Here is a 19,143-nt window from a genome sequence, read left to right as displayed (position 1 = left end):
TTATCTCCTCAATCAGCGGGCAGTGCGATCGCGGTTTGCTACACAAATCTACGTAGGTTTAGGAGATTCGATCGAGACAGCGTATTTCGGCGATTGTGTCTTGAAATATATCTCGATCTATACTTTATCTTATACAAATATTAGGAGCTTCAACCCCGCATATCTAAAGGGCGAATTGCAACTCTTTTCTTCTGCCCTTTACCCTCTGCCTTCCTCAAAAAATTTTAGCAGTAAAAGTTCATATTAGGCTTTAATGGTGATGAAAGAAATATATTTTTAGCAGGCTTAGTTGCATCTAGCTTGGAAGTCATCGCCTATACTGTTGGCAAACATTTATTTTCATACCAGTTTTAATGCGCTCTGCTCCATGAACTCGCCATTACAAAAAGACAACTGGCTCGGTCGCTGCGTTGGCGAACGCCAGCGCTACAGACTAGAACAACATCTAGGCGCGGGCGGAATGGGAGATGTCTTCATCGCCAGGGACGTACCGATTGGCAAACTAGTCGCTTTAAAGATCCTCAAAGGATCGCTAGCAGAATCAGCCGATCTGAGAAAGCGGTTCGAGCGAGAAGTGACTCTCTGCGCTGCGCTCAAAAGCGATCACATCGTGAATATCAGCGACTATGGCGTTACCGATGAGGGGTATCCCTTCTACGTCATGGAGTACCTGCAAGGACAGAGCTTAGGACAACTGCTACGCCAGCAGCAACAGCTGGGTCTCGAACGCAGTCTGTCGATCGCGATCCAAGTGTGTCAAGGTTTGCGGTTGGCGCATCAAGGCGTACACCTATGGCAAAATGGAGCAACCGCTAGCAAGCAGATCAAAGTCGTCCATCGCGATCTCAAGCCAGATAATATTTTTCTCGTTCCTACTGCATTGGGAGAACTCGTCAAAATTCTCGATTTTGGTATTGCTAAAATTTGTAACGATACGAACGAATTTACCAATCTGACGAACGTTTTTATTGGGACTTTTCACTATGCAGCTCCCGAACAGTTTGAGCTAGGGACAGAAGTAGACGAACGTGCTGATATTTACAGCCTCGGCGTAATTCTCTACGAAATGCTGACTGGAACCGACCCATTTGGGTTTAATTTCCGTCGCAATAGCAATACGATTAGCGGTATGTCATGGGTATTCGCTCATGCTTCCAAGCCCCCGATTCAGTTGCGATCGCAGCCTCGGTGCGAGCATTTTTCACTACAACTAGAAGCCGTCGTCATGCGGTGCTTGCAGAAATCGCCCCGCGATCGCTTTAGTTCTGTAGACGAGTTAAGTCGTGCCTTGCAAGCTGCCGTAGCGATCGATCTGGCGAATAATACAATTGTCCCAGGTTTAGGTGCAGCAACGACAATTGCGACATTGCCTCCTCCCGCACACCCATCCGAACTAACGACCACTCAACTACCCGATCCAACTTTTCCACCTGACTTTACCCAACGTCTGTCTGCGCCCCGAGTCCCGTTAGAAGCTACCGACGTATCCCTGTCAGCCCAACACCGATCGCTAGTCAAGCTGTTTACAGAATTTGCTGGACCGATTGCGACTACTGTGTTTCGACAAGTAGCAGCTCAATCATACAGCGTCGAGCAGTTGGTAGAAAACCTCTCAGTTTACCTGCCTGCCAAGCAACAAGCAGAATTCGAGCGTCAGGCAAAAGCGATCGAAGCCGAGTCAACAGCTAAATCTCAAACCCACAACACCAACGGCAATAAATTTTCCCATAATCAATTATCCAATAATTTAGCGCAGTCAGCACTCGATACTAATTTTATTCAACGGTGTGAAAAAACTTTAATCGATCTGATTGGACCGATCGCGCCGATTCTCATTCAAAAAGTTCTAAAATCTGGAATGCAAATTTCCGAGTTGGAATTAGTCAATCGATTAGCCAATGAAATTCCCGATCCTCAAAAAGCCGCCGATTTTTGCCGTCGTCTCTTAAAATGAGCGAAGCTTCTAAAAAGAATATATTAATTCGGAATTCCGAATTCCGAATTCCGAATTCCGAATTCTCCCGCCGTACGTTACTTTTACAATTATTTCTACTTACAGCATGTGGGGTGCGATCGCTATCGAGCAAGCGCCAAGGTTTAGTTCTCGGTGTAGTCAGTTATAACGCAGGGGAACAGACCATCAATCGTTATGCCAAATTTACTCGATATTTAAGTGAAAAAATTGGAGTTATCGTACAATTAGAACCTGCTTTTAACGAAAATAAGGCTCTAGAACGAATTCGGAATCATGCTTGGTCTTTAGCTTTTGCCGAGCCTGGATTAGCTGCGATCGCGATCGACCAACACCGATACACCCCGATATTGTCACTTCAGGGCATCGCTAATTTGCGCTCTATTTTAGTCGTGCGCAAAGATAATCCGATCGTTGAGTTAAAAGAATTACAAAATCAACCGCTTGCCCTCGGACAACCAGGTTCGGCTACCGGATATTTTTTTCCCATTTACAATCTCTACGGTCTAACTCTAGCAGAGATTATGCTTGCACCCACACCTAAAACAGTTTTGGAATGGGTTGCTACAGGGAAAGCTACAGCAGGCGCTCTTTCTAAAGAAGAATTGTACCTACACAGTTCGTATTTCAGCCCCACTGAGTTTCGCATTCTCCACACAGATCCGCACGAAGTCCCTCCTGGCGTAGTTTTGGTTGCACCTAACGTAGATAAAAACCTGCGCCAGCAAATTTACCAAATCATGAATGGAGTCCCCTCGATTTTGGCGCAAGAAGCAGGATACATTCCCAACAGCTCAGCGCCAGACTACGGTTATATGATTTCAGTCGTTAAGCGCGTCAGAGCAATTTTTCCCGACGAATACGAACATGGCGCAACGCCTCTACAACTCAAACCCGCCCGACTTTTAGATAATATTTCGATTTAGAGTGAGTGGCTAGTGGTTAGTGACTGGTGACAAGAATTGAGTCCAGCCACTAGCCACTGATAACTGATAACTGCTCAAGCAATAATAGTAGTATCATAGTCTCGTTCGCGATCGCACGCCCAAAAAAGGCAACAAGTCCAGAAGCAACACATAGAGAAAGCTCCATGACATTTCCTGCTCAGCCAGAAACCTGGATTGGTCGGAGTATTGGCGATCGCCAACGCTATCGCTTGGAGAGGCGCTTGGGTTCAGGCGGAATGGGCGATGTTTTTCTGGCAATGGATACCTTATTAGGACAACACGTAGCATTGAAGTTGCTAAAAGACAAATTAGCAGCGTCAAAGTCTTTGAGGAAGAGGTTCGAGCGGGAAGTTGCTATTTGTGCAGCCCTAAAAAGCGATCATATCGTGAATGTGAGCGATTATGGCGTTACAGATGAAGGTCATCCTTTCTATGTCATGGAGTATCTGCGCGGGGACAGCCTGAAACAATTGCTGAAACAACAGCAACGGTTACCCGTCGAGCGAACGATCAAAATTGTGACTCAGGTTTGTGAAGGATTGCGTCTAGCTCACTCAGGCATCGATCTCTGGTGGAGTGGAGCGACAGCCAGCGAACACGTCAAGGTAGTTCATCGCGATCTCAAACCAGACAATATATTTGTCGTGCCTACAGCATTGGGAGAATTGGTGAAGATTCTGGACTTTGGAATTGCCAAAATCCGCGATGAATCGATCGATCGCACGAATCTGACTTATGGATTTATCGGCACGTTTCGCTATGCTGCTCCAGAACAGTTGCGGGCTGCCAACACTATAGACGCAAGAGCAGATATCTACAGCTTGGGTGTCATCCTCTACGAACTCCTCAGCGGCACAGATCCATTTGGTTTTGGCGCTCAAGCCTATTCGATTACGGGCATGGGTTGGGCAATGGCACACAAGACAAAACCACCGGTTCCCATCAGGTTACAGCCTGGTTGCGAAAATTTATCGCCACAACTAGAAGCAGCTGTCATGCAGTGCTTGCAAAAATCACCTAACGATCGCTTTGCCTCCGTAGAGCAATTAAAAAAAGTATTAAAAGCTACTATTACCCACAAGCCTGAAGCAGCGATCGATAATTCTCTTCATCCATCTCCACCTGCACCCACGCACCCACAACCATCTGTTCCTGTCACACCTGACGTGGCAACGACTAGAGCCTACATACCTCCACAGCCAACAGAAACAGAAGTCATTCCTCCGACATCGCTGCCAGACACCTTGTTACCTCCCCATAAGCAAGAAGTTCGGGCAAACGTTCAGTTCCCTGCCGCACAGCAGAGTAATCTAGCTAATTCCAACACGGACGATTCAATTTTAATATCTCCACCAGCGCGTCATCGCCGCTTATCCACCTCTACTTTATTTTTTGTCGGTGCGGCTATTGGTGTTGGTATTGTGGCACTGGGAGCAGTAGTTTATTCATACATTCAGTTTCGTCTGACAGCTCAAGTTATCGATGAAATTCAAACTTTAAAACATCAAGCACGATACGAAGCTTGTGCGAGTAGAGCTGAGACAGTTACCCGCGATTCAACAGTTTACGCCGAAGCGCAGGCAATACTAAATGAGTGTCATCTCGAACATGCCAAGCAACTCGCAGGAAGTAGTAACTTTGCTGAAGCGATCGCTATTGCCAGACAAATTCCTCAAGACAGTCCTCTCTATTCCCAAGCTCAAATCCTGATTCAAGACTGGTCGGAGATTTGACGGTTAAGTAGGGAGCGCATGAGCAGGAGGAAGTTGGAGGAGCTGGGGAAACTGGGGGAGAACGATCTCGCACCACTCTTTCCCGACTTTTGACTTTTAACTTTTGACTTCTTTAGTACGTATATGAAGTGTTTTTATAAGTATGTTCCGTATACAAAATAGCTGTTGAAGTATAATTTTATATTTTTTTTCAAAAATTGACCGGAATCGTAGCATATTTGGATGTAGATCGCGGTATAGTTCAAATACGCTAGTCTCGTCAAGCAGACTTGTCAAGTTCAGGGTACTTGAGCTGACTGTGAATGTAATTGAAATTTTAACTGCCCTTGAGGTACGAGCGATGATAGGCAATCACACAACTAAAAATTTAAAAAAATTTACTAAATATTTAGCAACAGCGATCGCAGTTATAAGTGGGATCGGAATAGCTAACGAGTTCGTCCGAGCAGAAGCAGTAGCTAGCGCTGGGGGTGCGACAACTTTCCATTGCATAGCTTCAGGTCAGGGCTATGCCACGATCGCCAAACGCGGCGAACGGATCACAGCACCAGTGATTACCTGGAACAGCAATGAATTTGGGACGCAATACACGCCGCACGAGCGTTGTAAAATAGTTAGCGATCGCTTGAGTGAGGTTGTAGCAGCTAAAGGCGGGAAGCTGAGAAACTTGCAACTGACATACGGACGAGTTAACAGCAAACCAGTCATTTGTTATGTGGGCAGTCGAAACGAAATCTGCAACCGGAAAAATATTCTAATGACATTGCGCGAATCAGATCGAGGCAAAGAACGCCAAATTCTCGAACAATTAGTGACTTTCAGCCTGAAAGGAACGGGTACGGCAGTTCAACAAAGTGCGCCACAATATTATGCACCTTTTGGAGAAGAAATTGAGCGAGCGTTGTCAGCGGAATAAGGTAAATGCATGAGTAGTAGAGGTTGAGAGCGATCGCCAACTCGAACCTCGTAATTCACGCATGACAGTCGATCGAGCGATTGGAATTGGGATGCAGTGACAGTGAAATTATCATCAGCCACTATTGTCTTATTTAACCTCGGACTGCTGGCGATCGCTGCATTCTTATGGTTTATGCCATCAAAACCGAATACAAAATCTGATGCTAGTACTGAAAAAATTGCGACTACAACACCTGTAGATCCAGTAAAAAGTTCGGCAATAGTAGAAGTTGCTCAACAAGTGACAGTCAGAGTATTGACAAAAACAAGTATGGGTTCTGGAGCGATCGTACAACGTCAGGCTCAGACATACACCGTTCTTACCTGCGACCATGTAGTAGCAGGTAGTCAGAAGGGCGAATATACCATTCTCACTGCTGATGGCGCGACTCATCCAGCCCGCCGCTTGACGCAGACTTTAGCAGGTGTCGATCTCGCCTTACTACAATTTGATAGCCCTAAATCCTATCGCGTTGCTGTCTTAGGAAATTCACTTGCCTTAACAAAAGGCGATCGCGTCTATGCATCTGGTTTTCCCAATTATCAATTCCTCAATAAAAGTCGTGTTGAAGAAACACGTAACTGGGGAATGAAAGCATTTCGGCTGACAACGGGAACTGTTGCTTTACTCTTAGAGCGAACTTTACCAGAAGGATACAGTTTAGGTTACACCAACGAAGTCGAACAAGGGATGAGTGGTGGACCTGTTTTGAATCAAAAAGGAGAACTGATTGGGATCAACGGTCGCTTGAAATATCCACTTCAAGGCATTGATGTGTTTACATTTGCCGATGGTACAAAGCCATCGGTAGAACTATTTAATCAAATGGAAGCGCTGAGCTGGGCGATTCCAATTGCTGCTTTTCAGCATCAAGTTGACAAAAACTTGGCTCAACCTCAATCGCAAAATGAGATCTAAATTGTTATTGGTAATGGGTAATGGGTAGTAGGTGATTGGCAGTGGTGAGTGGTGCGTGTTGGTATTTATATTCTTCTGACTCCTCAGTTTTCACTTTTAGCTTTTAACTTTTGACTTTATTATGAATGGCTGGAAAAAGTTTTTTCAAACTCGAAATTTAAAATATACAATTTTTATAGCCGGAGTTGTCACTGCTGCGACGACGATCGCTTTTACTAGCAAGATGACAGGACTCACGGTACAAGCAGATGCGATCGCCCAGCAAACTCAGCCTGTTACTGATTCCAAAACGTTGAATCAAACGGAAATTGACGCGATCGCCTCGCAAACAACAGTGGTTGTCGGTCAAGACCTGCAAAAAGGTGATGTTGAAGCTCGACGTGAGTTTAACCCAGGTTCTGGAGTCATTATCGCTAAGCGCGGCAACATTTACTACGTGGCGACTAACTTGCACGTTGTCCGCGGTCGAGGTGGTTTTTACGGGGTACGTACCTTTGATGGCGAAGTTTATCCCGTAGACGACGAAAGTACGCGATCGAATATCGTCCCAATGGGAAAAGAACAGGGCGAAAGTGGCGAAACTATTCAAGGGCTTGATGTCGCGATCGTCCAATTTAAGAGTGACAAGAACTATCCTTTAGCAAACCTACCAGGTAGCCCTAACCAAGGCGAACGAGCCTTTGTCTCTGGCTGGCCCGATCCTGGAGATGAAACGGCGCGACGGCAAAGGTTATTTGCTCCTGGCGAAGTGATTAGAATTACCCCTCGCACTACGGATGGAGGTTACAGCATTCAATACAGTTGTGAAACGCAGCGGGGTATGAGTGGGGGTCCCGTTTTTAACGATCGCGGCGAGTTAGTTGGAATTCACGGACGCGCAGGTGAAGCAACTAGTGTCTCCGTACCAGGAACTTTAGTAGCTTCCCTAATGGCAGGAAACTCCATAGCTCAAACTGCGATTCAAAGTAAATTCAATTTGGGAATTCGAGTTTCCGACCTCACCGAAGAAGCGAAAAAAATTCAACCGCTTGCAGGCGTGTTTCCCTATATCAAATTTGAGCCGCCTCCCGTGCAGCCTGCTGTTGTCAGCCAGGGAATGCCAGAAAAAAGACCGCGATCGGCAGACACGATCGATGATATTTACAAGACCTTCAGCCGTGACTTCAAACACGCCGCTGTTAGAGATTGTCCCTCAGCAGGTAGTCGTACAGTCTTACTCGGTACGAGTGAAGAACGCTGCCCAGAGTAAGAAAATACTTTTTTACGCTTTGCTCAAGTAGGAGAGTTTCAGCAGCGCAAAATCTTTATTTCGGGAGCGTAATTTTCGTAGTTAAAGCTATATTTTTTTAGCGATCGCTATCTGTATTTAATACTGAAATAGTATGGCGATCGGATATGAAAAAAAGCTTATATTTGCCAGCTCATTTCAAATCCTATCATCTGTAGGGTGAGCAATGTCCACCCTACGTTAATCTGTTTTTCTCAAATAATATTACAAATAAAAATTAAGATTTTTAGTTAATTGGATTGTATTTATCGCGATCGTGTCATTCTAGCTTTTAAGAAATAAAATAATTTTATTTGCTTAGGGTCAGCACCGAGTTTCAACAGAAGTTTGCTCAAGCTTCTGTAAGTTTTCTATGCCAAATTAAACGCCTTGAATTGTGGATCAGAGGGAAGTAACTGTGAGGATCAAATCTACTTTTTCCATATTTTCCATCTTGCTATTGACAACACCCATAGCTGTTTCTGCTCTTGTATTTAAAACAACCGCAGTACATGCAGGCGAGACAGATATAGCAATATCTCAGCCAACTCAAATAACATCTCAATTATTAAAAAAGTCTGAGGCAAACCGAACTAGTGCGGCTACCCTAGCGCCTCTAGCACCAGCAACACCGGATACAGATTTCAACTATACAGCTCAACAAATTCAAGACACATCTTCGACACTGGCACAAGTCACATCCGTATCTCAACTGTCAGACGTGCAACCAACTGATTGGGCGTTTCAGGCATTGCAGTCTTTAGTAGAACGCTATGGAGTCATTGCAGGTTATCCTGACGGGACTTTTCGAGGCAATCGTGCCATGACGCGCTACGAGTTTGCCGCAGGTTTGAATGCAGCTATGGATCGGATTAACGAACTGATTACGGCTGGTTCGGCAGATGTCGTCAGCAAAGAAGATTTAGAAACCCTAAATCGCCTGCAATCGGAATTTAGTAGTGAATTAGCAACTTTGCGGGGTCGAGTTGATGCTTTAGAAGCGCAAGCAGCCGAGTTAGAAGCCAATCAGTTCTCCACGACTACCGTTTTAGGTGGAGAAGTTATCTTTGGTGTAGCCAGTGCTTTTGGCGGCGATCCCCCTGGAGGATGTAGGGTTTTTGACGACGATACGGGACCTTTTTTTGAACAACTAACACGCGGCTTAAACTTAAGAGATCGCAATTCAGATCCAGAAGTTGATTGTTTAACCCGAGATGATGCAGATAAAAATACTGTTCTCGCCCACTTGGTTCGATTAGGGTTAGAAACATCATTTACAGGTAAAGATCGCCTGCGGACATACCTAGTTACAGGCAACTTTGACGGTGGCGGCTTCACCAATGCAGAGTCTCTCAATACTTACATGGCACGGTTATCTTACCAAGCAGGTTTAAACAATGATGTTGTTTTAGACTTACTAGAATATCGATTTCCTGCCTTTAACGATCGCGTTGTCTTTAGCGTCATTCCCTTTGGCTTCAGTCTCAGTAACGTTCTTTCCGCCAACTCAGCTTACTTTGACACTGGCAGAGGCTCAATTTCTCGCTTTGGCGAGGCTAGTCCAATTTTCAAAATTGGTGGCGTATTAGATGCAGGAGCAGGTTTTGACTGGTTATTTGCCAAAAATGCCCGGTTACAAGTAGCTTATGGTACTGGAGGAAGCGGGAATCCAGACAGTGGGGTTTTTGGAGCAGACCGCAGCGCACTAGGCGTGCAATTGTTAGCAACGCCAACCAATAACCTAATTACTGGTTTAACTTTCGTCAACGCTTACACTAGCGATGGAACTTTAGGTACATATACAGGTAGCGTCAATGCAGAAACAAATGGTTTGTGGTCTGGTTCATCCGTTCCTTCACCAATTGACCAAGCAAATGACTCTGGGTTTGACCCGTGCTGCCGTTATTTTATCGGAGATTTAGCTGCCAAAACCAATGCTGTTGGCGCAACGTTGCAATGGCGTATGTCTCCTAAGCTAACATTTGGGGCATGGGGAGGATATATGTTTACTAATTTCTTAGAACGCCTCCCTGACTTTTCTGAAACTAGTAGAGACGCGAATGGAATTCTCAACGGAATTGGAGCCTCTGCCGGTAAGAAACCTTTTGCTAATTCAGCCACATATCTATTTTCTCTCGGTCTATCCGATCCATTTGGTAGAGAAGGAGATTTATTTGCCTTTCTCTTTGGTATGCCACCAAAACTAGTTGATGCGGGACCTGAAACGCGCGGTACACCCGTACCTTTTTTTGAAACTTCTCGTAGGGGCGAACCAGAAGTTCCTGTAACTGATAACAACACTAACTTAGATACAGCTGGAATTGGACCAGATCAAGCCCCTCAAGAGACTTCAGATACGCTACCAAGGAGAGTAGGAGTAAAAGATGAAGCAACTTCACTGCACTTTGAAATGTTCTACCGTTTTCGAGTCAGTGACAATCTGTTCATTACTCCAGGTGTGGTTCTCGTGACTAACCCAGGTCATATTGAAGATAACAACGATATTTGGTTAGCAACTATCCGCACGACTTTCCGCTTCTAATTCTCCTTTCAATCGTAGGGTGCGTTGTTAACGCACCCCAAAACAATAATGTCAAAATTGTTGTTGCGTAATTGGAATATAATTCGGTTGAGCTTTAACTCGCTCTATCCATGCTTGAATTGCTGGAAAACGAGATAGATCGAAACCTCCCTCATCGGCAACGTGAGTATAGGCAAATAAGCCAATATCAGCAATAGAATAGCGATCGCCTACAAAAAATTTCTGCTGAGTTAAATGTTGTTCCATCACTCCAAGCGCAGCATAACCAGCTTGACGTTTCTGTTCTATCGCTTCCCGATATTCATCTGCTTTACCAAGTTCCGTAATCCAAAATCTAGGAGTAGCAATATTAGGTTCGTGACTGTATTGCTCGAAAAATAACCATTGTAAAACTCGGGCGCGGAGCAATTTATCAGCAGGCAAAAATTCAGTATCTTCGCTAAAATAGAAGAGAATAGCATTCGATTCTGCTAAAAAATCTCCCGATTCCAACTGTAAAACTGGAATGCGTCCATTAGTGTTTTTCTTGAGAAATTCTGGAGTACGACTTTCACCTTTAAGAATATTAATTTCTACTCGCTCAAAGGGAATCCCAAGCTGAGTTAACAACAGCCGAACTTTATAACCATTCCCCGAAGGTAAAAAATCATACAACTTAAGCATGACTTTCGTTGGGTAGAAGACGTAACGATTATAAAGAAGTTAAAAGTCAAAAGTCAAAAGTCAAAATCAGTTATCAGTGACTAGTGGAACCAGTGACAAGAATTGAGTCTGGTTCCACTAGTCACCAGCCACTAGCCACTCACCAACTACCAATTACCCATTACCAAAATAGTTTTATGTGTGGTAGATTTACCCTCAGCCAACCAGCAGAAGCGATCGCCTCTACCTTTCAGCTTTCTTTAATTCCCGAATTAGCCCCACGATATAATATTGCACCTACTCAACCAGTCCCAACCATTTTATCAGATGGCGATCGCCGTCGATTTCAAATGTTACGTTGGGGTTTAATTCCCTCATGGGCAAAAGATGCATCGATGGGTGCAAAAATGATTAATGCTAGAGCAGAAACCGTTGCTGAAAAACCCGCTTTCCGTTCTGCATTTCGTCGCCGCCGTTGTCTAGTTGTTGCCGATGGCTTTTACGAATGGCAGTCACAAAAAGGCAAAAAACAACCCTTTTATTTTCGCTTACAAGATGGGCAACCTTTTGCTTTTGCAGGTTTGTGGGAAACTTGGCAAGCACCAGACGGCGAGAAAATTGATTCTTGCACTCTGCTGACGACAACAGCTAATTCTCTTTTGCGATCGGTTCACGACCGGATGCCTGTTATTCTCAAACCAGAAGACTATAATCAGTGGCTCGATCCTCAAATTCAAGAACCAGACGAGCTACAACCATTGTTACAGCCATACTCGTCAGAGGCAATGGTTTCATATCCCGTCAGTACTAAAGTCAATAAACCAACTAATGATTCACTAGAGTGTATTGATAGTTTGTAAGTGTGTAATTCATCGAAGATGTAGAGACGTTACATGAAACGTCTCTACATCTTCAACAGCAGACAATCCTGAAGACACGATGACATTTTTATCACCTCATCCCCAGGATTGTATGTGGTTGTCAATTGTCATTTGTCATTTGTCACTTGTCATTTGTTATTTATAAGACCAATGACTAATAACCAATAACCAATAACTAATTGCTAGTTGCTAGCTCGGTATTACCACGATTACGACGGCGAGTTAAGCTGTTGAATAACATAACACCGATCGCTTTGATCAAATTACCTTCTAATTCGTTAAACATCTTCATGTTCATGCCAAAAGCAGCATTAGCTTCTTCAACGATGCGATCTGCTGTGGCTTCATCAATTGGTAATTCGTCTAGTCTCTGCCGATAGGTGTTTTTAAATTGCTTTTCATCAGAAATTTCAGCAAATTCATAGAAAGCAGTGCCTTGCCCATCCGCAAGATTCATTGCTCTTTGAGCAATACCTTTGAGGATTTGTCCGCCAGAAAGATCGCCCAAATAACGAGTATAAAGGTGCGATATTAATAGTTCTGGGGCAGTATTAGAGACTTCCCGTATCCGCTGCACGTAAGCTTCCCCAGCCGGAGATAAACTAATTTGCTCGCGCCATTGGTTGCCGTAATAATACTTCAGATCTTGCTCCAAGCTGCGCTGGCGATTCAATTCCTTGAAGTACATCTTTGATAAAATAGGGTGCTGTTGATGCCGCTCCATTTCTTCTTCCATCGCTGAGTAGACGAAATAGAGATTAGCAACCAGCTTGCGGTAAGAAGTTGGCTCTACTACTCCTTTTAAAAAACACTTGACAAAACCAACATTTTCTGCCATTGTGTGGGCTTTTTTCGTCCCTTCACGGAGTTTTGTTGCTAAATTACTGCTCATGCTAAATTTCTCAACTTTTATAGTCAACTACTACCAACAAAGTTTGCGAGTGTATTTAGTATTCCACCTAAATCGTTACAGTAGAACGATTTGATGAGAAAATTTGTTAAAAATTCTAAAGAAGGGGAGTCGGTAGGGGCGCACAGTTGTGCGCCCCTACAGGGGAGTCGGTTTGTAGGGACGGGTTTTGAGCGAAGATCGATTGCCCTCAGCATGATTCTTTTGCTAAACCCGCCCGTACGGGAGTCGGGAAAGAATTTAGGGTATAGGCTGTAGAGAGAATTAAGAATTATTTTTGACTTTTAACTTTTAACTTTTGACTTTCGCCATATGAATCATAGCGTTACTGCCGCATGGCTATACGAACATCTAGAAGATCCGCAAGTGGCGATCGCGGATTGTCGTTTTTCCCTTGCCGATCCGCAACTCGGACAACAACAGTATCAATCGAGTCACATCCCTGGTGCTTACTACCTAGATTTAAATCGGGATCTTTCCAGTCCAGTCGGTCAGCATGGCGGGAGGCATCCTTTACCAAACGTAACAGAGTTGGCAGTAAAGCTATCGGCGATGGGCATAACTTCCCAAACGACAGTGGTTGCTTACGATGATTCCCGATTGGCTTTTGCGGCGCGGCTGTGGTGGCTGCTACGCTATTTAGGACACGAACGAGTTGCCGTGTTAGATGGAGGGTTTCAAGGGTGGCTAGCGGCTGGTTATCCGGCGACGTCCGATGTTCCCATAGCAAAAGCTGGTGAGTTCATCCCCAAAATGCAATCAGGGCAAGTTGTGGACAGAGAAGCGGTAAAAGCACGCAAGAACTCGCCAGGAGTAGCATTAGTCGATGCGCGAGAAGGCGATCGCTATCGTGGCGAACGAGAACCGATAGATCCAGTTGCGGGTCATATCCCAGGCGCAGTCAATTATCCCTGGCAAGAGGTAACAGACGATCGCGGCTATCTCAAGCCTGTCACAGAACAACAGCAGCGCTGGAAGGATCTAGATTCATCATCAGAAATTATTGTCTACTGTGGTTCTGGCGTGACTGCTTGCGTCGATTTACTCTCGCTAGAATTGGCAGGAATTTCCATAGGTAAGCTTTATGCAGGCAGTTGGAGCGATTGGATTAGTTATTCTGAGGGAGTAGGGAGTAGGGAGTAGGGAGTAGGAAAAGAGAGCTGAGGGAGCTGAGGGGGCTCTCGGGAGCTGAGGGAGAAAAATCATCAACTACCAATTACCCATTACCAATTCCCGATATCAAATGTATAATTCACGCTAAAAAATGAATTATCAAAACCAATATTTGGATCGGAGGAATTGCCAAAACTCACACCACTTTGAAAGCTGATTTGGCTTCCACGGGATACGGCATAAATTATGCTACCGAGAATTAGGTGGTAGGTATCATCGCGATCGCGTTGCGTGAAATTTGATAAAGCGAGTAGATATTCCAAACTAACCTGGAAGCGAGGGCTGATATAGTAAGCTAGTTCTGTAGATAAAGAATTGATTGCGCGACTGCGGGTGTCTGGTTCGGCAAATCCTAGACGAAATTCATAGACTGAATTTAACCACAATTTATTTGTTATTTTATCTTGGCGCTGGAGGGCTAGACGTAGAGCGTGTTCGTTCAAAAAGCGATCGCCTGTCTTGGCATCAAATAAATATTGATTGTTCCAGCCAATTTCACCAAACATCCGTGGTGTAAGTTTTTGGCGTAAAATTGCCCTTAACCTTAATTTATTGTAATCAGCTCGGTCGTGTTCTCTATACCGAACTAAACCACCATCAATTGCCGTAAACAAACTTGTTTTCGCTCCTAGCTTGGGCGCGATCGCAAAAGTTAAGTTAGTGGAAAATAATCCATCATCAATTGCATCAACTGCGGAAAAAATATTAGTTCCTTGGAAATAGCCAACCTGCCCTAGTAAATGTGCGATGGGTTCGTCAGGAGGAGACTGTAATTGTTGCTCTTGTAAACGCAGAACTCCTAGTTCTGGATCTCCTATTTGTTCGTTTTTGACTAAAGCGCGATCGCTTAATGTTGTTGCTGGTGATGGTGCTTTTTCATCCTTTAGAGGGGCAGCAATTATTGGATTTGAAGAAAAAAAAAGCAAATAGTGCTACTTGCCATACTTAAGATCAAGCTAGCTAGTACCGATCGATGAAAATCACAGCTAAGTGGGTCAATCCCGCCGTTGTTAGTTTTTGAGTTTCCACAGGTGAACTTCGCTTGTGTCAGTGGGAATTCACTCCGCTTAGGTTGTTGAATTGTAAATTTAAGTTTGAACACGGTAGAAACAAAAATTAATAATACACATAATTGCGATCGCAATTATTTATCTAGCTCTCAGTTAATCCTTAAGCTCCTAGATCGCACATCAAGATTAGTTGAAAAAAATATCAATCTATAACCGCAAAATTACGGGATTCATGAAATTAAGTTAAACTTTCAACTCAGAAAAAATACTCAATAGCAATTCATAGGCTAATCCTATAGCAATCATAAATGAATCGTGAAATCGATTGTCCGTGTAGAGACGTTACATGTAACGTCTCTACACGGAAACTTGGTGTAAAACTAACGGTTACCGTATAAATCCTGTTTTTATTTGCTTGCAATTTGGGCATTCTAAATAATTGAAGTACTTCGATACTTAACCGTTAACCATTAGATATTGACTACCAATTCCTAATTACATGTCTCACCGATTCATTCTTTTCATCTCAATTTTGCTATGGAGTGCTTCTGCACTACCAAAAGCAGCCCAAGCAGATACAGTTTTAACCCGCGCTGAAATTAAAAGCCTACGCAATCTCGTACAATTAATGCCTCAAAGCCAAACTGCTCGTCCAGCAAAGGTGGCTGATGGGATAGTTCCAGGAGATGCATTATCTACAGGTCGAGAGGCACTAGCAGAGCTACGTTTTAATGATGGCTCTTTAGGAAGAATTGGCGAACAAGCCCTATTTCAATTTTCTGCTCAAAATCGGAATTTAAAACTATCAAATGGTACTGCATTACTGCTGATTCCTCCCGGTCGAGGTACGACAGAAGTATGGACACCAAACGCAACAGCAGCAATTCGCGGTTCTGCATTATTTATTCGTCATATTTCCAATAGTAAGACTACCGTAGTCGGCGCATTAACAAATAGCCAGATTGAAGTCGTTAATCAAAAAAACTCTCAGCGACAGGTATTGAAAGCAGGTCAAATAGCAGTCGTTGTTAAAGGTAAAATTACAGCGCTTTACAACTTCGATCTAAAAACATTTTATGAATCAAGCGACTTAGTAAGTGGATTGAATCTCAATAAAAAAAGCGTGACTGCCACTGATATTGCGATCGCCCAAGTACAAGCTGAAACGAGTGCCGCCGTTGCCGCGCAGTCACCGCTAACGGGTGAAAACATTATTGTTAATCCTAGTTTTGTCCGTAGTTCAGAATCGCCGTCATCACCTTTACAACAAAGTAGTCATAATTTACGGATTAACACTTCTGATTCGACCACAGACTTGATTGACAACGGTACAGTCATTCTCGATCGCTTGGAAATTTTACCTGACAATTCTGAATCTGCTTCAGATAATGATTCAAGTCCGATAGGCGATCGCGATGGTTCTACCAAAGATGAAGATCGTCATCCCGATAAAGATAATAATGGTATTGGTGATGGGAACGGCGGTGGCAGAGATCGTCATCCCGATAAAAATAATAATGGGATTGGTGATGGGAATGGCGGTGGCAGAGATCGTCATCCCGATAAAGATAATAATGGGATCGGTGATGGGAATGGCGGTGGCAGAAATAATAACCCTGACAAGAACGATAAATCTCGAAAATAAATCTTAAATCTCAAAGAGATTATTGGCGATTGAGAATTAAATCAAAAGAGACGAAAGATCGCCAGAGAAAGACTTACACTTTCTCTTCTGAATCAACTTCTTCTACAATTTCTACTGTATTAGTTGATTCCCGCCAAAATACCGTACTTGCTTCTAAATCTTCTGAGTCAACTTCTGCGGGGGTGGCAACAGCTAGTAAGTCATCGCGATCGCCAAAGTTATCATTATTAGTACTATCAGTACCAGTTAAATTTTGTAGCGCAACTAAAGCTTCTGAGGCTGATTGATAGCGCTGCGTATAATCGTACCGTACCATTTTACCGATAAAAGTTGCTAACTCCTGGCTCACTTCAGCTTTATCTAACCACAGTACCTCACCCGTTTGCGGGTCGAGTTGAAGTTCGTGAGGTGCAAATCCCGTTAAGGCTTTAATTAATAACATGCCGACTGCATAAATATCGCTGCTGTAGAAAGCACGACCTGCGGTTTGTTCGGCAGGAGCATAACCTAAAGTGCCAATGCTAACTGTCAAGTTAGTTTGCCCAGTTGTTAGCATTTGATTGCTAACTTGCTTAACCGCGCCAAAATCAATGATGACGAGCTTGCCATCGGAGTGCCGTCGCATGATGTTGCTAGGCTTGATATCGCGGTGAATTGTCTTGCACCTGTGAACGAATGCCAGGATTGGCAGTAAATCTTGCAGAATCGCGATCGCGGCGATTTCGCTCACAGGCTTGCCAGGTTTGAGTTCCCAACTGAGGGGATGTCCGTCGATCAACTCTTGAACTAAAAAGAATTCTTCACCTTCTGCAAAATAGGCAAGCAACTGGGGAATTCGGTCGTGTTTCCCTACAATTTCTAAGGTTTCTGCTTCAAGTTGAAACAACCTGCTAGCCATTTGTAAATGCTGGGGATGATTGCTAGAAGGTTTCATTCGCTTCACAACACAGAGAGGTTTGCCGGGACGTTGTAAATCTTCTGCAATGTAAGTTTCACTAAACCCACCAGAAGCTAAAACTTTGGTAACTTGGTAGCGTCCGCTGAGAATTTTTCCCGCCGTAACTAATTCGTGTGGCAGTAATTTTTGGATCTCGTCTTGTTGGTTGTCTACCTCTGGGGATTCTAAAACAGTGGTATTTTCTGTAGCAGCAGGTTTAAGTTGAATTGTCTGGCGGCGATCGCTCATCGTTGCGATCGTCAAGTAAGAACCACCACACAACACAATTGTTAACATCGGTACGGCAGTGGGTAAGATCGAGTACTGATATGTAAAGACGGCGTAACTGATACCACCCCACGCGATCGCAATTCCGATTGTCCATCCTAGTTGAGAGCTGAAGCACTGAGTTTTTGCTAGCACAATTGTCGTTCCAGCGGCTAATAGCAACACCAACAACCCCTGGAAAAAAGGATTGGGAATTGCCAAGGCGATCGCTTTTTGTTGTAACCGCGTGGCGATCGCATTCGCTTGAATCTCTACCCCTGGCATCGGCTTGGGATACAGCCAGCTGTAGGAAAAAGGTGTTTTGTGAAAGTCTTGCAGCGAAGCAGCTGTTGCGCCAACAATCACAATCTTATTCTGAAAATAACGCCCCTGTTCCAGGTATGTGTTCCAATTCTCGGTATCGAGGACGTGCCAAAAAGGGATATATTCAAACGTCCCCGCAGGTCCATAGAAATAAATGCGATCGCCTTTAGAGGAAGTAGGGGCGCACAGCTGTGCGCCCCTACAATTACGAATCGAAGATGCCACCGCTTGCTCAAAAGAGGGCATTTCTACCCCCATAGCCGCATAATTATCAAATTGCTGTTGATATTTTGTTGCCAAACTTAAAGGAAATTCGCTAGAAAATCTGTGAATTTTGCCATCTAACTCTAGGGGGAAATTGACAAAACCAACTGACATTGGCTTCGTCCACAAAAAACGAACTGGCTTGGTTAGTTGAATGATATTACCTTGGCGCAATTGCGATTGCTCGTACTCCGCTGCTAAGGTGACTTTACCAGCGTAGCGTTGTAACACTCTTGCAAATTCGCGATCGTCTGTACTTCCATAACTGCTGGGAGATGCGAATACTATGTCTAAAGCAACAGCACGCGCTCCTGCTATCATTAATCGATCGATCGCTTGAGCATAAGCAAGTCGCTGCCAGGGCCAAGCTTGCAAGGGCTTGAGAGCGGCATATTGTTGAGGGTTAGTTTGATAGTATTGTTGAGGAATTGATAAAGATTGCTCGTCAATTGTCAGGATAACAATATCCTCTGGTGGTACAACAGCGCCCCGAATTTCAAAAAATAGCGCCTGGGTTTGGTACTCCGTCATTTGTACTAATGTCCCATTAGTGGCTGTAGCTACTGCCGCAGCCACTCCCCAAAATCCAGATATGAGTCGATCCCACTGGAAAGATCGTAAAGACTTACTCTTCTGAAGCAGCGATGGTATCTTTTGTACATCGGACAGTGTACGATCTTGTCCCATATAGTTATGTCAGACTGGGAGTTAGAGGATAGGGACAGTCAGCAGGGGGCTTCTGATTTGGTAACT

Annotated in this window: 14 protein-coding genes; 10 read left to right on the top strand and 4 right to left on the bottom strand. The window is 44.1% G+C overall.

Going from position 1 to position 19,143, the window contains the following annotated elements; all coding sequences use genetic code 11:
- Positions 1-367: 367 nt before the first annotated feature.
- The 7 genes from M5J74_RS20935 (at position 368) to M5J74_RS20905 (ending at position 10,337) form a co-directional block, all read left to right on the top strand.
- Positions 368-1,954 carry a serine/threonine-protein kinase gene (locus M5J74_RS20935; RefSeq protein ID WP_015155956.1) on the top strand — a complete coding sequence of 529 codons (1,587 nt, stop codon included), beginning with the start codon at positions 368-370 and terminating at the stop codon, positions 1,952-1,954.
- Positions 1,951-2,898: a phosphate/phosphite/phosphonate ABC transporter substrate-binding protein gene (locus M5J74_RS20930; RefSeq protein ID WP_250013058.1), complete on the top strand. Its 948-nt coding sequence runs from the start codon at positions 1,951-1,953 to the stop codon at positions 2,896-2,898. Before M5J74_RS20935 ends, M5J74_RS20930 begins: the two co-directional genes overlap by 4 nt.
- A gap of 164 nt (positions 2,899-3,062) precedes the next feature.
- A complete protein-coding gene (locus tag M5J74_RS20925; protein ID WP_106167539.1) occupies positions 3,063-4,652 on the top strand; it encodes a serine/threonine-protein kinase in 1,590 nt (529 codons plus the stop codon).
- Positions 4,653-4,950: 298 nt separating this feature from the next.
- Positions 4,951-5,568: a COP23 domain-containing protein gene (locus tag M5J74_RS20920; protein ID WP_106167540.1), complete on the top strand. Its 618-nt coding sequence runs from the start codon at positions 4,951-4,953 to the stop codon at positions 5,566-5,568.
- Positions 5,569-5,670: 102 nt separating this feature from the next.
- Entirely contained in the window at positions 5,671-6,528 is an 858-nt protein-coding gene (locus tag M5J74_RS20915) for a serine protease (RefSeq protein WP_015155952.1), read from the top strand.
- Positions 6,529-6,649: 121 nt separating this feature from the next.
- Positions 6,650-7,777, top strand: a complete 1,128-nt coding sequence (locus tag M5J74_RS20910; protein WP_015155951.1) for a trypsin-like peptidase domain-containing protein — start codon at positions 6,650-6,652, stop codon at positions 7,775-7,777.
- Between the two features lie 436 nt (positions 7,778-8,213).
- Entirely contained in the window at positions 8,214-10,337 is a 2,124-nt protein-coding gene (locus M5J74_RS20905) for an iron uptake porin (protein ID WP_106167542.1), read from the top strand.
- Between the two features lie 51 nt (positions 10,338-10,388).
- Here M5J74_RS20905 and M5J74_RS20900 read toward each other — a convergent pair whose 3' ends face one another.
- Positions 10,389-11,000, bottom strand: a complete 612-nt coding sequence (locus M5J74_RS20900; RefSeq protein ID WP_250013057.1) for a glutathione S-transferase family protein — start codon at positions 10,998-11,000, stop codon at positions 10,389-10,391.
- A gap of 176 nt (positions 11,001-11,176) precedes the next feature.
- Here M5J74_RS20900 and M5J74_RS20895 point away from each other — a divergent pair, with 176 nt between their 5' ends.
- Complete coding sequence (locus M5J74_RS20895; protein ID WP_041462551.1) at positions 11,177-11,839, top strand: SOS response-associated peptidase; 663 nt, start codon at positions 11,177-11,179, stop codon at positions 11,837-11,839.
- A gap of 196 nt (positions 11,840-12,035) precedes the next feature.
- Here the strand turns inward: M5J74_RS20895 and M5J74_RS20890 are convergent, their stop codons facing one another.
- Positions 12,036-12,752, bottom strand: a complete 717-nt coding sequence (locus M5J74_RS20890; RefSeq protein ID WP_015155947.1) for a heme oxygenase (biliverdin-producing) — start codon at positions 12,750-12,752, stop codon at positions 12,036-12,038.
- A gap of 330 nt (positions 12,753-13,082) precedes the next feature.
- Between M5J74_RS20890 and M5J74_RS20885 the strand changes: the two genes are divergently transcribed.
- Complete coding sequence (locus tag M5J74_RS20885) at positions 13,083-13,913, top strand: sulfurtransferase (RefSeq protein ID WP_015155946.1); 831 nt, start codon at positions 13,083-13,085, stop codon at positions 13,911-13,913.
- Between the two features lie 80 nt (positions 13,914-13,993).
- Here M5J74_RS20885 and M5J74_RS20880 read toward each other — a convergent pair whose 3' ends face one another.
- Positions 13,994-14,869 carry a hypothetical protein gene (locus M5J74_RS20880; protein WP_250013056.1) on the bottom strand — a complete coding sequence of 292 codons (876 nt, stop codon included), beginning with the start codon at positions 14,867-14,869 and terminating at the stop codon, positions 13,994-13,996.
- A 583-nt stretch (positions 14,870-15,452) separates the two neighbouring features.
- Here M5J74_RS20880 and M5J74_RS20875 point away from each other — a divergent pair.
- Entirely contained in the window at positions 15,453-16,598 is a 1,146-nt protein-coding gene (locus M5J74_RS20875) for a FecR domain-containing protein (protein ID WP_250013055.1), read from the top strand.
- Between the two features lie 73 nt (positions 16,599-16,671).
- Here the strand turns inward: M5J74_RS20875 and M5J74_RS20870 are convergent, their stop codons facing one another.
- Positions 16,672-18,966: a serine/threonine-protein kinase gene (locus M5J74_RS20870; RefSeq protein WP_250013054.1), complete on the bottom strand. Its 2,295-nt coding sequence runs from the start codon at positions 18,964-18,966 to the stop codon at positions 16,672-16,674.
- Positions 18,967-19,143 lie beyond the last annotated feature (177 nt).

It is taken from the genome of Chroococcidiopsis sp. CCNUC1 (genome assembly GCF_023546805.1).
Classification (GTDB): domain Bacteria; phylum Cyanobacteriota; class Cyanobacteriia; order Cyanobacteriales; family Chroococcidiopsidaceae; genus Chroococcidiopsis; species Chroococcidiopsis thermalis.
This window is presented reverse-complemented; position numbering and strand designations above follow the sequence as displayed.

Excerpts from the sequence above, each read along its gene's own strand:
- M5J74_RS20910 (WP_015155951.1), top strand. The coding sequence starts at position 6,650 with ATGAATGGCTGGAAAAAGTTTTTTCAAACTCGAAATTTAAAATATACA.
- M5J74_RS20900 (WP_250013057.1), bottom strand. The coding sequence starts at position 11,000 with ATGCTTAAGTTGTATGATTTTTTACCTTCGGGGAATGGTTATAAAGTT.
- M5J74_RS20875 (WP_250013055.1), top strand. The coding sequence starts at position 15,453 with ATGTCTCACCGATTCATTCTTTTCATCTCAATTTTGCTATGGAGTGCT.
- M5J74_RS20925 (WP_106167539.1), top strand. The coding sequence starts at position 3,063 with ATGACATTTCCTGCTCAGCCAGAAACCTGGATTGGTCGGAGTATTGGC.
- M5J74_RS20885 (WP_015155946.1), top strand. The coding sequence starts at position 13,083 with ATGAATCATAGCGTTACTGCCGCATGGCTATACGAACATCTAGAAGAT.
- M5J74_RS20890 (WP_015155947.1), bottom strand. The coding sequence starts at position 12,752 with ATGAGCAGTAATTTAGCAACAAAACTCCGTGAAGGGACGAAAAAAGCC.
- M5J74_RS20895 (WP_041462551.1), top strand. The coding sequence starts at position 11,177 with ATGTGTGGTAGATTTACCCTCAGCCAACCAGCAGAAGCGATCGCCTCT.
- M5J74_RS20935 (WP_015155956.1), top strand. The coding sequence starts at position 368 with ATGAACTCGCCATTACAAAAAGACAACTGGCTCGGTCGCTGCGTTGGC.
- M5J74_RS20930 (WP_250013058.1), top strand. The coding sequence starts at position 1,951 with ATGAGCGAAGCTTCTAAAAAGAATATATTAATTCGGAATTCCGAATTC.